Origin of the sequence: Escherichia sp. HH091_1A (assembly GCF_030295175.1) — a bacterium.
GTDB lineage: Bacteria > Pseudomonadota > Gammaproteobacteria > Enterobacterales > Enterobacteriaceae > Escherichia > Escherichia coli_F.
The window spans coordinates 2,921,099-2,936,785 of record NZ_AP025747.1 but is presented as its reverse complement, the minus strand read 5'-3'; the positions used below and the strand labels follow the sequence as shown (position 1 = coordinate 2,936,785).

Annotated in this window: 16 protein-coding genes; 9 read left to right on the top strand and 7 right to left on the bottom strand. The window is 51.2% G+C overall.

The features are described from left to right. Positions 1-2 precede the first annotated feature (2 nt). Positions 3-776: a histidine ABC transporter ATP-binding protein HisP gene (hisP, locus tag QUF14_RS14815; protein ID WP_001293612.1), complete on the top strand. Its 774-nt coding sequence runs from the start codon at positions 3-5 to the stop codon at positions 774-776. 195 nt (positions 777-971) lie between these two features. Further along, positions 972-1,862, top strand: a complete 891-nt coding sequence (gene rpnB, locus QUF14_RS14810) for a recombination-promoting nuclease RpnB (RefSeq protein ID WP_000156134.1) — start codon at positions 972-974, stop codon at positions 1,860-1,862. 47 nt (positions 1,863-1,909) lie between these two features. On the opposite strand, the gene QUF14_RS14805 is transcribed toward rpnB, so the two are convergent. Genes QUF14_RS14805 through yfcG form a run of 3 tightly spaced genes read right to left on the bottom strand, consistent with a single transcriptional unit; the run spans position 1,910 to position 3,890 of the window. Further along, positions 1,910-2,803, bottom strand: coding sequence for a TIGR01777 family oxidoreductase (locus QUF14_RS14805; RefSeq protein ID WP_001028329.1), 894 nt, complete (start codon positions 2,801-2,803; stop codon positions 1,910-1,912). A 20-nt stretch (positions 2,804-2,823) separates the two neighbouring features. Then, a complete protein-coding gene (gene folX / locus QUF14_RS14800) occupies positions 2,824-3,186 on the bottom strand; it encodes a dihydroneopterin triphosphate 2'-epimerase (protein WP_000068457.1) in 363 nt (120 codons plus the stop codon). Between the two features lie 56 nt (positions 3,187-3,242). Then, complete coding sequence (gene yfcG, locus QUF14_RS14795) at positions 3,243-3,890, bottom strand: GSH-dependent disulfide bond oxidoreductase (protein ID WP_000566495.1); 648 nt, start codon at positions 3,888-3,890, stop codon at positions 3,243-3,245. A 135-nt stretch (positions 3,891-4,025) separates the two neighbouring features. On the opposite strand from yfcG, the gene yfcF reads away from it, so the two are divergent. The 3 genes from yfcF to yfcD are packed head-to-tail and all read left to right on the top strand — an operon-like array spanning position 4,026 to position 5,877. Then, positions 4,026-4,670, top strand: coding sequence for a glutathione transferase (yfcF, locus tag QUF14_RS14790; protein ID WP_000042445.1), 645 nt, complete (start codon positions 4,026-4,028; stop codon positions 4,668-4,670). A 55-nt stretch (positions 4,671-4,725) separates the two neighbouring features. After that, positions 4,726-5,277 carry a phosphodiesterase gene (gene yfcE, locus QUF14_RS14785; protein WP_024211955.1) on the top strand — a complete coding sequence of 184 codons (552 nt, stop codon included), beginning with the start codon at positions 4,726-4,728 and terminating at the stop codon, positions 5,275-5,277. Between the two features lie 57 nt (positions 5,278-5,334). Beyond that, positions 5,335-5,877, top strand: coding sequence for an NUDIX hydrolase YfcD (gene yfcD / locus QUF14_RS14780; protein WP_000437935.1), 543 nt, complete (start codon positions 5,335-5,337; stop codon positions 5,875-5,877). A gap of 32 nt (positions 5,878-5,909) precedes the next feature. Here yfcD and yfcC read toward each other — a convergent pair whose 3' ends face one another. The 3 genes from yfcC to ackA all read right to left on the bottom strand — a co-directional run bounded on the left by yfcC (position 5,910) and on the right by ackA (position 11,041). Further along, positions 5,910-7,430, bottom strand: coding sequence for a putative basic amino acid antiporter YfcC (gene yfcC, locus QUF14_RS14775; RefSeq protein ID WP_001274485.1), 1,521 nt, complete (start codon positions 7,428-7,430; stop codon positions 5,910-5,912). 189 nt (positions 7,431-7,619) lie between these two features. Next, positions 7,620-9,764, bottom strand: coding sequence for a phosphate acetyltransferase (gene pta / locus QUF14_RS14770; protein ID WP_000086716.1), 2,145 nt, complete (start codon positions 9,762-9,764; stop codon positions 7,620-7,622). A gap of 74 nt (positions 9,765-9,838) precedes the next feature. Next, the gene (gene ackA / locus QUF14_RS14765) at positions 9,839-11,041 is read right to left on the bottom strand and encodes an acetate kinase (protein ID WP_000095712.1); all 1,203 of its coding nucleotides are present in this window, start codon (positions 11,039-11,041) and stop codon (positions 9,839-9,841) included. A gap of 337 nt (positions 11,042-11,378) precedes the next feature. Here ackA and yfbV point away from each other — a divergent pair, with 337 nt between their 5' ends. The 4 genes from yfbV to QUF14_RS14745 all read left to right on the top strand — a co-directional run bounded on the left by yfbV (position 11,379) and on the right by QUF14_RS14745 (position 14,991). Next, positions 11,379-11,834 (top strand): terminus macrodomain insulation protein YfbV, encoded by a 456-nt coding sequence (gene yfbV / locus QUF14_RS14760; RefSeq protein ID WP_000106627.1) that lies wholly within the window; start codon positions 11,379-11,381, stop codon positions 11,832-11,834. A gap of 82 nt (positions 11,835-11,916) precedes the next feature. Further along, the gene (locus QUF14_RS14755) at positions 11,917-12,411 is read left to right on the top strand and encodes a YfbU family protein (RefSeq protein WP_000426124.1); all 495 of its coding nucleotides are present in this window, start codon (positions 11,917-11,919) and stop codon (positions 12,409-12,411) included. A gap of 10 nt (positions 12,412-12,421) precedes the next feature. Further along, the gene (gene hxpA, locus QUF14_RS14750; RefSeq protein ID WP_001203411.1) at positions 12,422-13,072 is read left to right on the top strand and encodes a hexitol phosphatase HxpA; all 651 of its coding nucleotides are present in this window, start codon (positions 12,422-12,424) and stop codon (positions 13,070-13,072) included. Positions 13,073-13,158: 86 nt separating this feature from the next. After that, entirely contained in the window at positions 13,159-14,991 is a 1,833-nt protein-coding gene (locus QUF14_RS14745) for an SLC13 family permease (RefSeq protein WP_100733808.1), read from the top strand. A gap of 58 nt (positions 14,992-15,049) precedes the next feature. Here QUF14_RS14745 and yfbR read toward each other — a convergent pair whose 3' ends face one another. Then, the gene (gene yfbR, locus QUF14_RS14740) at positions 15,050-15,649 is read right to left on the bottom strand and encodes a 5'-deoxynucleotidase (RefSeq protein WP_000813867.1); all 600 of its coding nucleotides are present in this window, start codon (positions 15,647-15,649) and stop codon (positions 15,050-15,052) included. Positions 15,650-15,687 lie beyond the last annotated feature (38 nt).

The window sequence follows — 15,687 nt, the reverse complement described above, 5'->3', positions numbered from 1 at the left end:
CGATGTCCGAGAATAAATTAAACGTTATCGATTTGCACAAACGCTACGGCGAACACGAAGTGCTGAAAGGGGTCTCACTGCAAGCGAATGCCGGTGATGTCATAAGTATCATCGGATCGTCGGGATCGGGGAAAAGTACCTTTCTGCGCTGCATTAACTTCCTCGAAAAACCGAGCGAAGGATCGATCGTCGTTAACGGTCAGACGATCAATCTGGTGCGCGATAAAGACGGTCAACTCAAAGTCGCCGATAAAAATCAGCTGCGCTTACTGCGCACACGCCTGACGATGGTATTCCAGCACTTCAATCTCTGGAGCCATATGACGGTGCTGGAAAACGTCATGGAAGCGCCGATTCAGGTGTTAGGCCTGAGCAAGCAGGAAGCGCGCGAGCGGGCGGTGAAGTATCTGGCGAAAGTCGGGATAGACGAACGTGCGCAGGGGAAATACCCGGTGCATCTGTCCGGTGGTCAGCAACAGCGTGTTTCCATCGCGCGGGCGCTGGCGATGGAACCGGAAGTTTTACTGTTTGATGAACCTACCTCGGCGCTCGATCCTGAACTGGTAGGCGAAGTGCTGCGTATTATGCAGCAACTGGCAGAAGAGGGAAAAACCATGGTGGTGGTGACTCACGAAATGGGCTTTGCTCGCCATGTTTCTACTCACGTCATTTTTCTCCATCAGGGGAAAATAGAGGAAGAGGGCGCGCCAGAACAGTTATTCGGTAACCCGCAAAGTCCTCGTCTGCAACAGTTCCTTAAAGGTTCGCTGAAATAATTCCCTCTCCGGTGGCTAACGCTGCCGGAGTATTTCATGGGGAATTTGCGAGTCCGCTTCCGCTGAAATGTAAAAGTTGCAGTCCGCTAAAAATACTTCTGAATTCGCTGTCCAAAGATAAAAACTGCCTGCTGCATTGGGTGTAAATCGTGGTTATTGTCGCGTCATCTTAAATTTGAGGGGTGACGGAACGCCATGACAATATCGACAACTTCCACGCCGCATGATGCGGTATTTAAATCTTTTTTACGCCATCCAGACACCGCGCGGGATTTTATTGATATTCATCTTCCCGCGCCGCTGCGCAAACTGTGTGATTTAACGACGCTCAAACTGGAACCAAACAGTTTTATTGATGAAGACCTGCGGCAATATTATTCCGACCTCTTGTGGTCTGTGAAAACGCAGGAGGGAGCGGGTTATATTTATGTGGTGATAGAGCACCAAAGTAAGCCGGAGGAATTAATGGCTTTTCGCATGATGCGCTATTCCATCGCGGCGATGCAAAACCATCTGGATGCAGGCTATAAAGAGCTTCCATTGGTGATCCCAATGCTGTTTTATCATGGTTGCAGAAGCCCTTATCCTTATTCACTCTGCTGGCTTGATGAATTTGCCGAGCCTGCGATAGCCCGCACAATATATTCATCGGCTTTTCCGCTGGTGGATATTACCGTGGTGCCGGATGACGAGATAATGCAACATCGCAAAATGGCGCTGTTGGAGTTAATTCAGAAACATATTCGTCAGCGCGATCTGTTGGGATTAGTCGACCAAATTGTTTCGCTGCTAGTTACAGGGAACACTAATGACAGACAGCTAAAAGCCCTGTTTAATTACGTATTACAAACGGGAGATGCCCAGCGTTTCCGTGCATTTATTGGTGAGATAACAGAACGCGCACCACAAGAAAAGGAGAAACTGATGACCATTGCTGACAGATTACGTGAAGAAGGCGCAATGCAGGGCAAACACGAAGAAGCTCTGCGTATTGCTCAGGAGATGCTGGAGAGAGGTTTAGACAGAGAATTAGTTCTGATGGTGACCCGACTTTCGGCAGACGATCTTATCGCGCAAAGCCACTAATCCTGTAACACCGGGAATTAACTGGCGGATGTTTGCAGTACACCACATCAGTGAACAACATCCGCCAGCGCCTCTTCTAAATCGTACCAGCGAAACGCAAAACCCGCTTCTTCCAGCCTTTTGGGCAAAGCCCGTTGTCCACCTAATACCAGTACTGAAGATTCGCCCATTAACAGCCGAATGGCGGTCGCAGGGACGCGCAAAATGGCCGGACGATGCAGTGCATGACCGAGCGCATGGGCAAATTGTTCATTGCGTACCGGGTAGGGCGAAACCATATTAAATGGCCCGCGCAGCTCGTTATCCAGCAGCCAGAGAATACCGTTGACCATATCATCGATATGAATCCAGGCCAGATACTGCCGACCGGAGCCAATCGGCCCGCCCAGGCCAAGACGAAACGGCGGCAGCATTTTACCGAGGATCCCGCCGTCCGGTGCCAGCACCACGCCGGTACGCAGCAGGCACACACGTGTTTTGTCGCTTTGCGCCCGACAGGCAATCTCTTCCCAACGAGCGCAGAGTTTATGGGTAAATTCGTTATGCGGCGGTTCCTCTTCAGTAACCACCACTTCACCTAAGTCGCCATAATAGCCCGTTGCCGAACCGGAAATGAGTACCGACGGCGGCGTGTCGCTGGCATTAATTAGATCGACCAGTTTTTGCGTGATATTCCAGCGGCTTTGGCAGAGACGATCTTTTTGCTCGTGAGTCCAGCGTTTATCGGCAATCGGTTCTCCAGCCAGGTTGATTACCGCATCAACGCCATTGAGGTTGCTTTGATCTGCAAGCCCTTGCCATAGTGTCACCCGGGGGCCGAGAACGGAACTGGCTTTCTGCGGGTTACGTGTCACTACCGTGATTTGATGGCCCAGCTCCAGCAAACGTGGAATCAAATGGCGACCAATTAATCCCGTCCCTCCGGTGATCACTATGTTCATGCAGCCTCCCGATATGGCGGTTAACGCTGCCAGCTTAAGGTCATGGATACCGAATCAGCGTAGCGCAGCGCGTGCAGTTTATCGATCTCTACTTCAGCATACGTTACCCAGTGATGTTCACGTGCGATATCGAGCACATCCTGAGTTAATTTCTCCAGCAAAGAGAAACGGTTATTCTCTACGTGCTGAATAATGTTTTTCGTTACGGTGCGATAATTCAGCGCATCGTTGATATCTTCGCTGGTGCGCGCTTTATCGGCGGGGTAGTGGATCGTCACGTTGATAACTATATCCTGACGGTTGTTAATTTCTTCTTCCTTAATTCCGATAAACGTACGTAAACGAAGGTTCTTTATACGAATAATAGCGGCAGGTTGTGCCATTGCAGGTTCTCCGTTGTTTTACTTAGGATTAAATAATACACGAGAACCTGTTTCTGTTAACTATCCGAACGCTCATCACTGAGTTGTGCTTTTAGCAGTGCCTGCCCGGTGGCAGGGCGCGAACGGATCCGCTCATGCCAGTTCTTAACTGCAGGATACATTGCGAGGTCAATGCGCTGGCGAGTCCAGGCATTAACCCACGGCCAGCAGGCAATATCCGCAATGCTGTAATTTTCTCCGCCCAGCCAGGGCGAGTTTTCCAGCCGCTTGTTCAGCACGTGATACAGACGCTGAGTTTCAACTTGATAACGTTCAATAGCGTAAGGAATGGTTTGTGGTGCAGCGTGATTAAAATGATGATTTTGCCCAAGCATCGGCCCCAGCCCGCCTACCTGCCAGAATAGCCACTGTAATGTGGTGGCGCGTTCATGCATTTCATGACTTAAAAAGAGTCCCGTTTTCTCCGCCAGATACAACAATATGGCCCCGGACTCAAAGAGGCTTAACGGTTCGCCGCCATCGGCTGGGGAATGATCAACAATTGCCGGAATTTTGTTGTTAGGCGAAATGCGCAAAAATTCCGGGCGAAACTGGCCACCTTTCCCCAGGTCTACCTTAATCAAGCGATAATCCAGTCCTGCCTCTTCGAGAAACAACGTAATTTTGTGACCATTTGGCGTCGGGGCGAAATAGAGATCGATCATTGCAGCTCCGGTTGTCTAATCATCTGAACACCACAAGTATAGAAAGCGCGACGACTTGCGTGAGTATTCGTCACGTGACAGTGACAAAAAGGCTCTATAGTTTGATAGCAAGCCCCCTTTATTGCCGAGGACATAATGAGTAAACCCGCTATCACGCTTTGGTCAGATGCCCATTTTTTCTCCCCTTATGTGTTATCCGCCTGGGTGGCGTTGCAGGAAAAAGGCCTGTCGTTTCATATCAAGACCATCGACCTCGACAGCGGTGAACATTTGCAGCCGACGTGGCAAGGTTACGGTCAGACACGCCGTGTGCCGTTATTACAAATCGATGATTTTGAGTTGAGTGAATCTTCTGCCATTGCGGAGTATCTGGAAGATCGATTTGCGCCACCGACCTGGGAACGCATTTATCCGCTTGATTTAGAAAATCGTGCGCGTGCACGACAGATTCAGGCCTGGCTACGCAGCGATCTGATGCCCATCCGCGAAGAGCGCCCTACGGACGTTGTCTTTGCGGGGGCGAAAAAAGCGCCACTGACGGCGCAGGGAAAAGCCAGTATAGAGAAGCTGTTCGCGATGGCAGAACATTTGTTAGCACTGGGTCAGCCGAATTTATTTGGTGAATGGTGCATTGCCGATACGGATCTGGCACTAATGATTAACCGCCTGGTACTACATGGCGATGAGGTGCCAGAACGCCTGGTGGATTATGCGACATTCCAGTGGCAGCGAGCCTCTGTCCAGCGTTTTATTGCACTTTCGGCGAAGCAATCTGGCTGATAGCAACGACAGAATCCAGTATCATAGCTTACGTTTTTTCGACGAGGAGTGAGTGATGAAACTGATGTTTGCATCGGACATTCATGGGTCGTTACCGGCGACGGAACGTGTTCTGGAGTTGTTTGCCCAAAGCGGTGCCCAGTGGCTGGTGATCCTTGGCGACGTGTTGAATCACGGCCCGCGTAATGCTTTACCGGAGGGTTACGCGCCAGCCAAAGTCGCTGAACGGCTTAATGACGTGGCACATAAGGTTATCGCTGTGCGCGGCAACTGCGACAGCGAAGTGGATCAAATGCTTTTGCATTTCCCGATAACCGCGCCGTGGCAACAGGTATTACTGGAAAAACAACGTCTGTTTTTGACACATGGTCATCTATTTGGTCCGGAAAATCTGCCCGCTTTAAACCAGGATGATGTGCTGGTGTACGGTCATACCCATTTGCCAGTGGCAGAACAGCGGGGGGAGATATTCCACTTCAACCCCGGCTCGGTGAGTATTCCGAAAGGCGGTAATCCGGCGAGTTATGGCATGCTGGATAATGACGTACTGAGTGTAATCGCACTCAATGATCAAAGTATCATTGCGCAGGTCGCGATTAATCCGTAATTTACCCACAACTCAAAATGCGCCGTAAGAGCGCCAGAAAAAGAAGGTTTCCTGATAATGGAACAGCGTCGTTTGGCAAGTACTGAATGGGTGGATATTGTCAATGAAGAGAATGAAGTCATTGCACAAGCCAGCCGGGAACAAATGCGGGCACAGTGTCTGCGTCATCGTGCAACTTACATCGTCGTGCATGATGGCATGGGCAAAATTCTGGTCCAGCGTCGTACCGAGACAAAAGACTTTTTACCCGGCATGTTAGATGCGACCGCAGGCGGTGTGGTCCAGGCCGATGAGCAACTGCTGGAGTCCGCGCGTCGCGAAGCGGAAGAAGAGTTGGGCATTGCCGGTGTCCCCTTTGCCGAGCACGGGCAGTTCTATTTCGAAGATAAAAATTGCCGTGTCTGGGGCGCGTTGTTCAGTTGTGTCTCGCACGGTCCCTTCGCCCTACAGGAAGATGAAGTCAGTGAAGTTTGCTGGCTGACGCCGGAAGAAATCACCGCACGCTGCGATGAGTTCACTCCAGACTCGCTGAAAGCGCTGGCGTTGTGGATGAAGCGCAATGCCAAAAATGAAGCCGTGGAGACTGAAACGGCAGAATGAAAAAAGAGCCGCAATTGCGGCTCTTAACATTTTTAGTGGTAGCCCATCAACTGAGCACCGATAACCACGACGCTGGACATAATAAACAGCAGTCCAAGCAGGGTCGCGCCCACCTTCAGCCAGTTACGGAAGTCCACCCGACAAACACCGAGCGTCGCCATTAACGAAGCTGAGGTTGGGTAAATGATGTGACTGAAGCCATCACCAAACTGGAACGCCAGCACGGTAACCTGACGGTTAACACCGACCAGATCGCCAAGCGGTGCCAGTAACGGCATGGTTAACGCCGCCTGACCAGAACCGGATGTCACGAAGAAATTAAATACCGCCTGGAAGAGCAACATAAACCAGGCTGCAACTGCGTTATCCAGACCGCTAATGGCATTGGCAATGCTGTTTAGAATGGTATTTAACACACTGGCATCACCCGCTTCACCGTTACCGACCAGCAACAAAATCCCTTTGGCGAAACCCACCAGTAGGGCAGGGGCGATCATCATTCGCGCCCCTTCGGTGAAGGATGAAGCCATGGTATTAACCGTCATACCGTTTAGGCGGAAAACAACGCCGATGATGCCAATAACTAGCCCCATCGTGAAGAACTGGCTGGCTATTTCTGGAATAAACCAGGCATTGACGATAACGCCCCAAATTACCCAGATCATGACGGCGGTTAAAACAATCAATACCAGCCAGTCACCAAAGGTAAATGGACGCTGTTCTACATCCGCCTGTTTTTCGCGGAAGAAACGATCGGACTCATGAACGCGTGACAACAGCGGATTCTTTTTCACCCGCGAGGCGTACACCATAGTGAAGACCAGACCAATCAGAGTAGAGATTACCCATACCACGATGCGCAAACCGGAGCCAGAAAGCACCGGAACACCAGCGATCCCCTGAGCAACAACCACACAAAACGGGTTCATCCACGAACTGGCAAAACCGATTTGCGTGGCGATATAAGTCACCAGGACGGTGGTAATACTGTCATAGCCCAGCCGGACCATTAGCGGTGCGATGATAATGGCAAAGGCGACGGCCTCTTCCCCCATACCAAATACCGCGCCGCCAAGTGAAAAGAGAATAAACAAGGCAGGGATAAAGAGAATTTCATTCCCGCGTGTATGCCGAATAAGTGCCAGGATGCCGTTATCAATGGTTCCTGTACGCATCACGATGCCAAACGCGCCGCCAATCACCAGCATAAACATGATGATGCCAACGGCTGTCCCGTATTTCGATCCTGAGGTTAATCCTTCAAACGGGAAATTCATCAGGCCCGGGCGTTCATCGCCCGTCGAGAACAGTTGCACGCGGTGATACTCAGGTTCGCCCGCCTCGTTAGTCAGAATGCGAAATGAGTGCGGATCTACGACTTTGCGTGTTTTTGTTTGACCATCAACCTGATACTGCACTTCCTGACTGTCAAACATCCCCACCGGAACTACCCAGGTGGCAAGGCTGGTTAAAATAGCAACAAAAAAGATAATCACCAGCGTATCGGGCATTGCCCATCTTCTGGTTGGTTTGGATTCAGTGATTGCGGACATAGCGCAGATATTCCCTTGCACAAAACAAAGTGGTAAGTATGCAAAGTGAGATGGCGCAATTCATTGATGCAGCGCAGTTAAGCAAGATAATCAGAAAGGATTAATGCAAATTAAGAGAATAAAAAACCGGAAATAGTGACTATTTCCGGTTCAGGTATCCGCAGCGCAAAGCTGCGGATGATGACGAGATTACTGCTGCTGTGCAGACTGAATCGCAGTCAGCGCGATGGTGTAGACGATATCGTCAACCAGTGCGCCACGGGACAGATCGTTAACCGGCTTGCGCATACCCTGCAGCATCGGCCCGATGGAGATCAGATCGGCAGAACGTTGTACCGCTTTGTAAGTCGTGTTACCGGTGTTCAGATCCGGGAAGATGAACACGGTAGCGCGACCAGCAACCGGAGAATTCGGCGCTTTGGATTTCGCAACGTCAGCCATTACCGCAGCGTCGTACTGCAGCGGACCGTCGATCATCAGGTCAGGACGTTTTTCCTGCGCCAGACGAGTTGCTTCGCGAACTTTCTCTACGTCGCTACCTGCACCAGAAGTACCGGTGGAGTAGGAGAGCATTGCAACGCGCGGTTCGATACCGAAGGCCGCGGCGGAATCAGCGGACTGAATCGCGATTTCTGCCAGCTGTTCTGCGGTCGGATCCGGGTTGATCGCACAGTCACCGTAAACGTAAACCTGTTCCGGCAGCAGCATGAAGAACACGGAAGATACCAGGGAGCTACCCGGTGCAGTTTTGATCAGCTGCAGCGGCGGACGAATGGTGTTTGCGGTGGTGTGAACAGCACCGGAAACCAGACCGTCAACTTCATCCTGTTCCAGCATCAGCGTACCGAGAACCACGTTGTCTTCCAGCTGTTCGCGGGCAACGGTTTCGGTCATGCCTTTGTTCTTACGCAGTTCAACCAGGCGGCCAACATAGCTTTCGCGAACCACTTCTGGATCGACAATTTCAATGCCAGCACCCAGTTCTACGCCCTGAGAGGCTGCAACGCGGTTGATCTCAGCCGGGTTACCCAGCAGTACGCAAGTTGCGATACCACGTTCAGCACAGATAGCGGCTGCTTTAACGGTACGCGGTTCGTCGCCTTCCGGCAGCACGATACGTTTGCCCGCTTTGCGCGCCAGTTCGGTCAGCTGATAACGGAAGGCTGGCGGAGACAGACGACGGCTGCGCTCAGAGGTGGCAGTCAGAGAGTCAATCCAGTCAGCGTTGATGTAGTTAGCAACGTATTCCTGAACTTTCTCGATACGCTCGTGATCGTCAACCGGAACTTCGAGGTTGAAGCTCTGCAGGCTCAGAGAAGTCTGCCAGGTGTTAGTGTTCACCATAAATACCGGCAGGCCGGTAGCGAAAGCGCGCTCGCACAGTTTAGAAATGCGCGCGTCCATTTCGTAGCCGCCAGTCAGCAGCAGGGCACCGATTTCTACGCCGTTCATGGCAGCCAGGCACGCGGCAACCAGCACGTCAGGGCGGTCTGCGGAAGTCACCAGCAGAGAACCGGCACGGAAGTGCTCCAGCATGTGCGGAATGCTGCGTGCGCAGAAAGTGACAGATTTCACGCGACGAGTGTTGATATCGCCTTCGTTGATGATGGTGGCGTTCAGGTGGCGAGCCATATCGATCGCACGGGTCGCAATCAGATCAAAGCTCCACGGCACCGCGCCGAGAACCGGCAGCGGGCTGGATTCTTGCAGCTTCGCCGGATCAACATTGTTTACTTTTGCTTTGGAAGAGTCGTCGAAAATCTCGGACAGATCCGGGCGAGTACGACCCTGTTCATCAACCGGTGCGTTCAGTTTGTTAACGATAACGCCAGTGATGTTGGTGTTTTTTGCACCACCGAAGCTGTTGCGAGTCAGTTCGATACGCTCTTTCAGCTGTTCCGGGGTGTCAGTGCCCTGAGACATAACGAAGACGATTTCCGCGTTCAGCGTTTTAGCAATTTCGTAGTTCAGAGACTGGGCAAACTGATGCTTACGTGTCGGGACCAGACCTTCAACCAGAACGACTTCAGCGTCTTTGGTGTTAGCGTGGTAGTTCGCGACGATCTCTTCCATCAGCACATCTTTCTGATTGCTGGAAAGCAGACCTTCAACGTAGCTCATTTTCAGCGGTTCAGCGGCTGTCGTGGTGGAAGAGTTCGCACGCACGATAGTCGTGGTCTGATCGGGCGCATCGCCACCGGTACGCGGCTGAGCGATAGGTTTGAAAACGCTCAGACGAACGCCTTTGCGTTCCATTGCACGGATCACGCCAAGGCTGACGCTGGTCAGACCGACGCTGGTTCCGGTAGGGATCAGCATAATAATACGGGACACGGTTTATCCTCTTTCGTTACCGCCGGTTTGGCGGGTTACAAAACAGCACCGCCAGCTGAGCTGGCGGTGTGGAATCAGGCGGTCAAGCGGCAGGCGTCTTGCGCGATAACCAGCTCTTCGTTGGTCGGGATCACAACAGCAGGGCGGGTGCCTTCTTTGTTGATGAAACCAGATTTGCCGAAACGTGCAGCCAGGTTGCGCTCATGATCAACTTCAAAGCCCAGCACGCCCAGTTTGCCCAGAGACAGTTCACGAACCATCGCGGCATTTTCACCGATACCACCGGTGAATACAACAGCGTCCAGACGACCATCCATCAGCGCGGTGTAGGCACCGATGTATTTCGCCAGACGGTGGCAGTAAACGTCCATTGCGCGCTTCGCGTCTTCTTTTGTCGCGTAGTTGTCTTCAACATAACGGCAGTCGCTGGTGACTTCGGTCAGACCCAGCAGGCCAGACTCTTTGGTCAGCATTTTGTTGATTGCGTCAACGCTCATGCCCAGAGTGTCGTGCAGGTGGAAGATGATCGCAGGATCGATATCGCCAGAGCGAGTACCCATTACCAGACCTTCCAGCGGGGTCAGACCCATAGAGGTGTCAACGCATTTACCGTTGCGGATAGCAGAAACGGAACCACCGTTACCCAGGTGGCAGGTGATGATGTTCAGCTCTTCTACCGGTTTGTTCAGCATTTTTGCCGCTTCCTGGGTTACATAGAAGTGGCTGGTGCCGTGCGCGCCGTAACGACGGATGCCATGCTCTTTGTACAGGTTGTACGGCAGGGCGTAGAGGTAAGACTCTTCCGGCATAGTCTGGTGGAACGCGGTGTCAAATACAGCAACGTTTTTGTCTTTCAGCTGAGGGAAAGATTTCAGTGCTTCTTCGATACCGATCAGGTGAGCCGGGTTGTGCAGCGGTGCAAAAGAAGCTGCATCTTTGATACCCTGAATAACAGACTCATCGATCACTACGGAGCTGGTATACTTTTCGCCGCCGTGTACGATACGGTGACCGATAGCGGTCAGCTGCGCAGACAGTTCTGGTTTTTGTGCCAGAATAGTATTAACGATAAAGTTGAGCGCTTCGCTGTGAGCGGCGCCTGCACCTAAAGCCGCTTCCTGTTTATTGCCGTCCATTTTCCATTTGATACGTGCTTCGGGCAGGTGGAAACATTCGGCTAAACCAGAAAGGTACTCTTCACCATTCACTGCATCGATGATTGCAAATTTCAGTGAAGAACTACCGCAGTTCAGAACCAGTACTAACTTACTCGACATGGAAGTACCTATAATTGATACGTGGCTAAAAAAACGTCAGGGAGCCATAGAGCGTAGCGCATGATGACACTGACATTTATGATTAACATCATGCACTGCAAATTTTTTTTGCATGATGGAAGAAATATCTTGAGTCTATGCCATTTTGCGTAATTTTCAGCCAATGGCATAATGTATATGAATTTGACGACTCAATGAATATGTACTACTTAGGCCTTCAGGCTGCTAAAGGATACCTGATAGTGGGTATGGAAGACAAAATGTTTTGAACGTTGTCCCGCTGAGTTGTGAATTTGCACAAATTTTTGAATCTTTATATGTGAAGTTGAGGTGAAGCATGTCAACGCCGGATAATCGTTCTGTTAATTTTTTTAGCTTGTTTCGCCGGGGACAGCATTACTCAAAGACGTGGCCGCTGGAAAAACGCCTTGCCCCGGTCTTTGTCGAAAATCGCGTTATCAAGATGACGCGCTATGCGATCCGTTTTATGCCGCCAATCGCCGTATTTACTCTCTGCTGGCAGATTGCCCTGGGCGGTCAGCTGGGCCCGGCAGTTGCCACTGCGCTGTTCGCCTTAAGTTTACCCATGCAAGGACTATGGTGGCTGGGCAAGCGTTCTGTAACGCCATTACCTCCTGCAATCCTTAACTGGTTTTATGAAGTTCGCGGTAAATTGCAAGAGTCTGGACAGGTGTTGGCACCCGTTGAAGGTAAGCCTGATTACCAGGCATTAGCTGACACGCTTAAGCGCGCCTTCAAACAACTGGATAAAACTTTCCTTGATGATTTGTAATTGACCCCTGATTACGCATATAAAAGAAGGCATACTCAGCCTTCTTTTTTTTCACCGTAGTAGAGTGATACAGGAGTCAACAATGGAAATGACCAACGCGCAACGTCTTATTTTGTCTAACCAGTACAAGATGATGACTATGCTCGATCCGGCAAATGCTGAACGTTACCGTCGCCTGCAAACAATCATTGAGCGTGGTTATGGATTACAGATGCGTGAGCTGGATCGCGAGTTTGGCGAGCTGAAAGAAGAAACCTGCCGCACTATCATCGACATTATGGAGATGTATCATGCGTTGCATGTTTCCTGGTCTAATTTGCAGGACCAGCAATCCATCGATGAACGTCGTGTCACCTTCCTTGGCTTTGACGCCGCCACTGAAGCACGTTACCTCGGTTATGTGCGCTTTATGGTTAACGTGGAGGGGCGCTATACCCATTTTGACGCCGGAACTCACGGTTTTAACGCCCAGACGCCAATGTGGGAAAAATATCAGCGTATGCTTAATGTGTGGCATGCCTGCCCGCGTCAGTACCATCTGAGCGCCAACGAAATTAATCAAATTATCAACGCCTGAGGAGGCCCATGTGCGGTGCAAAGGTTTTCTGTTTGATCTTGATGGAACGCTGGTGGACTCCCTGCCTGCGGTAGAACGGGCGTGGAGCAACTGGGCCAGACGTCATGGGTTAGCGCCGGAAGAGGTGCTGGCTTTCATTCACGGTAAACAGGCCATCACCTCTTTGCGCCATTTTATGGTGGGCAAATCCGAGGCAGACATTGCTGCCGAATTTACGCGTCTGGAGCAAATCGAGGCCACGGAAACCGAAGGTATTACCGCACTTCCGGGGGCAGTCGCTTTACTCAATCATCTGAATAAAGTGGGGATTCCATGGGCCATTGTGACGTCTGGCTCCATGCCCGTAGCGCGAGCGCGCCACAAAATAGCCGGACTTCCCGCGCCAGAGGTGTTTGTGACCGCTGAGCGGGTGAAGCGCGGAAAACCAGAGCCTGATGCGTATCTCTTAGGCGCGCAGTTGTTGGGGCTTGCGCCGCAAGAGTGTGTGGTGGTGGAAGATGCTCCCGCTGGCGTGCTTTCAGGCCTGGCGGCGGGTTGTCATGTAATTGCGGTTAACGCTCCGGCAGATACCCCGCGCCTGAATGAGGTCGATTTAGTCCTCCACAGTCTGGAGCAAATTACTGTGATCAAACAGCCAAATGGTGATGTTATTATTCAGTGAAACACCTGATCATGATTTAGCCCCGTCTCGTCGGGGCTTTTTTATGGCAGAATCAAGTCATCCCCCTCAATTAACAAGGATAAGTTGTGAACGGTGAATTGATTTGGGTTCTTTCATTACTGGCCGTTGCCATCGTCTTGTTTGCGACGGGCAGAGTGCGTATGGATGCGGTCGCTTTGTTTGTTATTGTCGCGTTTGCATTAAGCGGAACGCTGACGGTCCCCGAAGTATTTTCCGGCTTTTCCGATCCTAACGTTGTCCTGATTGCCGCCTTGTTCATTATTGGCGATGGTTTGGTCCGTACCGGTGTGGCCACCGTAATGGGGACATGGCTGGTCAAAGTGGCAGGCAACAGTGAAATCAAAATGTTGGTTTTGTTGATGCTGACCGTCGCGGGGCTTGGCGCGTTTATGAGTTCAACCGGCGTTGTCGCTATCTTTATTCCCGTGGTGTTAAGCGTTGCCATGCGTATGCAAACGTCGCCGTCGCGCCTGATGATGCCGTTAAGTTTTGCCGGGCTGATAAGCGGCATGATGACGCTGGTGGCGACGCCGCCGAACCTGGTAGTCAACAGTGAATTGCTGCGTGAAGGCTATCATGGTTTTAGTTTCTTTAGCGTAACACCTATTGGCCTGGTCGTGCTGGTGCTGGGTATTTTGTATATGTTAGTGATGCGTTTCATGCTGAAAGGGGATACCCAAACTCCGCAACGCGAAGGCTGGACGCGTCGAACTTTTCGCGATCTTATCCGTGAATATCGACTTACCGGGCGTGCGCGTCGCCTGGCTATTCGCCCCGGTTCGCCAATGATTGGTCAACGGCTGGATGATCTCAAATTACGTGAGCGTTATGGTGCTAACGTCATCGGTGTTGAACGCTGGCGGCGTTTTCGTCGCGTTATCGTGAATGTTAACGGGGTTTCTGAATTTCGCGCGCGTGACGTTTTACTTATTGATATGTCTGCGGCTGATGTCGATCTCCGGCAATTCTGTAGTGAGCAATTGCTGGAGCCGATGGTACTGCGCGGCGAGTATTTTTCTGATCAAGCCCTTGATGTGGGCATGGCAGAGATTTCATTAATTCCTGAGTCAGAACTTATTGGCAAATCGGTGCGCGAAATTGGTTTTCGTACCCGTTACGGACTGAATGTGGTGGGGCTAAAGCGCAATGGCGTGGCGCTGGAAGGTTCGCTGGCGGATGAGTCTCTGCTGCTGGGCGATATCATCCTGGTTGTGGGTAACTGGAAACTGATCGGTATGCTGGCAAAACAGGGGCGTGACTTTGTGGCGCTGAACTTACCAGAAGAAGTGAGTGAAGCATCGCCAGCACACAGTCAGGCACCTCATGCCATTTTTTGCCTGGTGTTGATGGTAGCGTTAATGCTTACCGATGAAATCCCTAATCCTGTTGCCGCTATCATCGCCTGCCTGCTGATGGGGAAATTCCGTTGTATCGATGCTGAAAGCGCCTATAAATCCATTCACTGGCCGAGCATTATTTTGATCGTTGGGATGATGCCGTTTGCTGTGGCATTACAGAAAACGGGAGGTGTCGCGCTGGCAGTGAAAGGGCTGATGGACATTGGCGGCGGTTATGGGCCACATATGATGCTGGGTTGTTTGTTTGTCTTGTCGGCGGTTATTGGGCTATTTATCTCTAATACCGCAACGGCGGTGTTGATGGCTCCGATTGCGCTGGCTGCTGCCAAAACGATGGGTGTGTCGCCTTATCCATTTGCGATGGTCGTGGCGATGGCAGCATCCGCCGCCTTTATGACACCGGTTTCTTCACCTGTTAACACACTGGTTTTAGGCCCGGGAAATTACAGCTTCAGTGACTTTGTGAAGTTGGGGGTACCGTTCACCATTATCGTGATGGCGGTTTGTGTGGTGATGATCCCGATGCTGTTTCCGTTTTGACAAGAGCCTGATGTCGCATCCGGCGCTTATTGCCTGATGCGACGCAGACTCCGGCTGCTTACAGCGGTGAATCCTGGCTAATCTCATCGAGCGAAAGATGGAAGCTGGGAACAAAGACTTCCATGAAGTAGTCCATCTCCTGGCTGCGGCGCGCTTCAAGCGTCGCTTCCAGTCGCGTTTTTGCCAGCAAGAATTCATTATTTCCCGCCGCGAGTTCTTCCAGACATTTCAGATATGCACACAGTGCATCTGCCTGTTTCACCAGAGATTTCTCTTCATCGCTGTATGCATGCTCGTCAATTAACGGCGCAAAAATATCCTGCAGCTCTTCCGGAACCATATCGACCAGTTTTTGCTGAGCGATTTTTTCAATAGCCTTGTATTCCTGAGCGATTTGCGAATTGAAGTATTTCACCGGAGTAGGGAGATCGCCGGTGAGAACTTCTGAGACATCGTGGTACATCGCCAGTAAAGCGATACGTTCGGCGTTGACATTACCGCCAAATTTACGATTTTTGATAGCTGCCAGCGCATGGGCGACCATCGCTACCTGCAAACTGTGTTCGGACACATTTTCCGTCCGCACGTTGCGCATTAGTGGCCAGCGGTTAATGAGTTTCAGGCGGGAGAGATGGGCAAAAAAATGGCTCTGTTTCATAGTGACCTTACGTATGATGACATCATCAGGTCATTGTG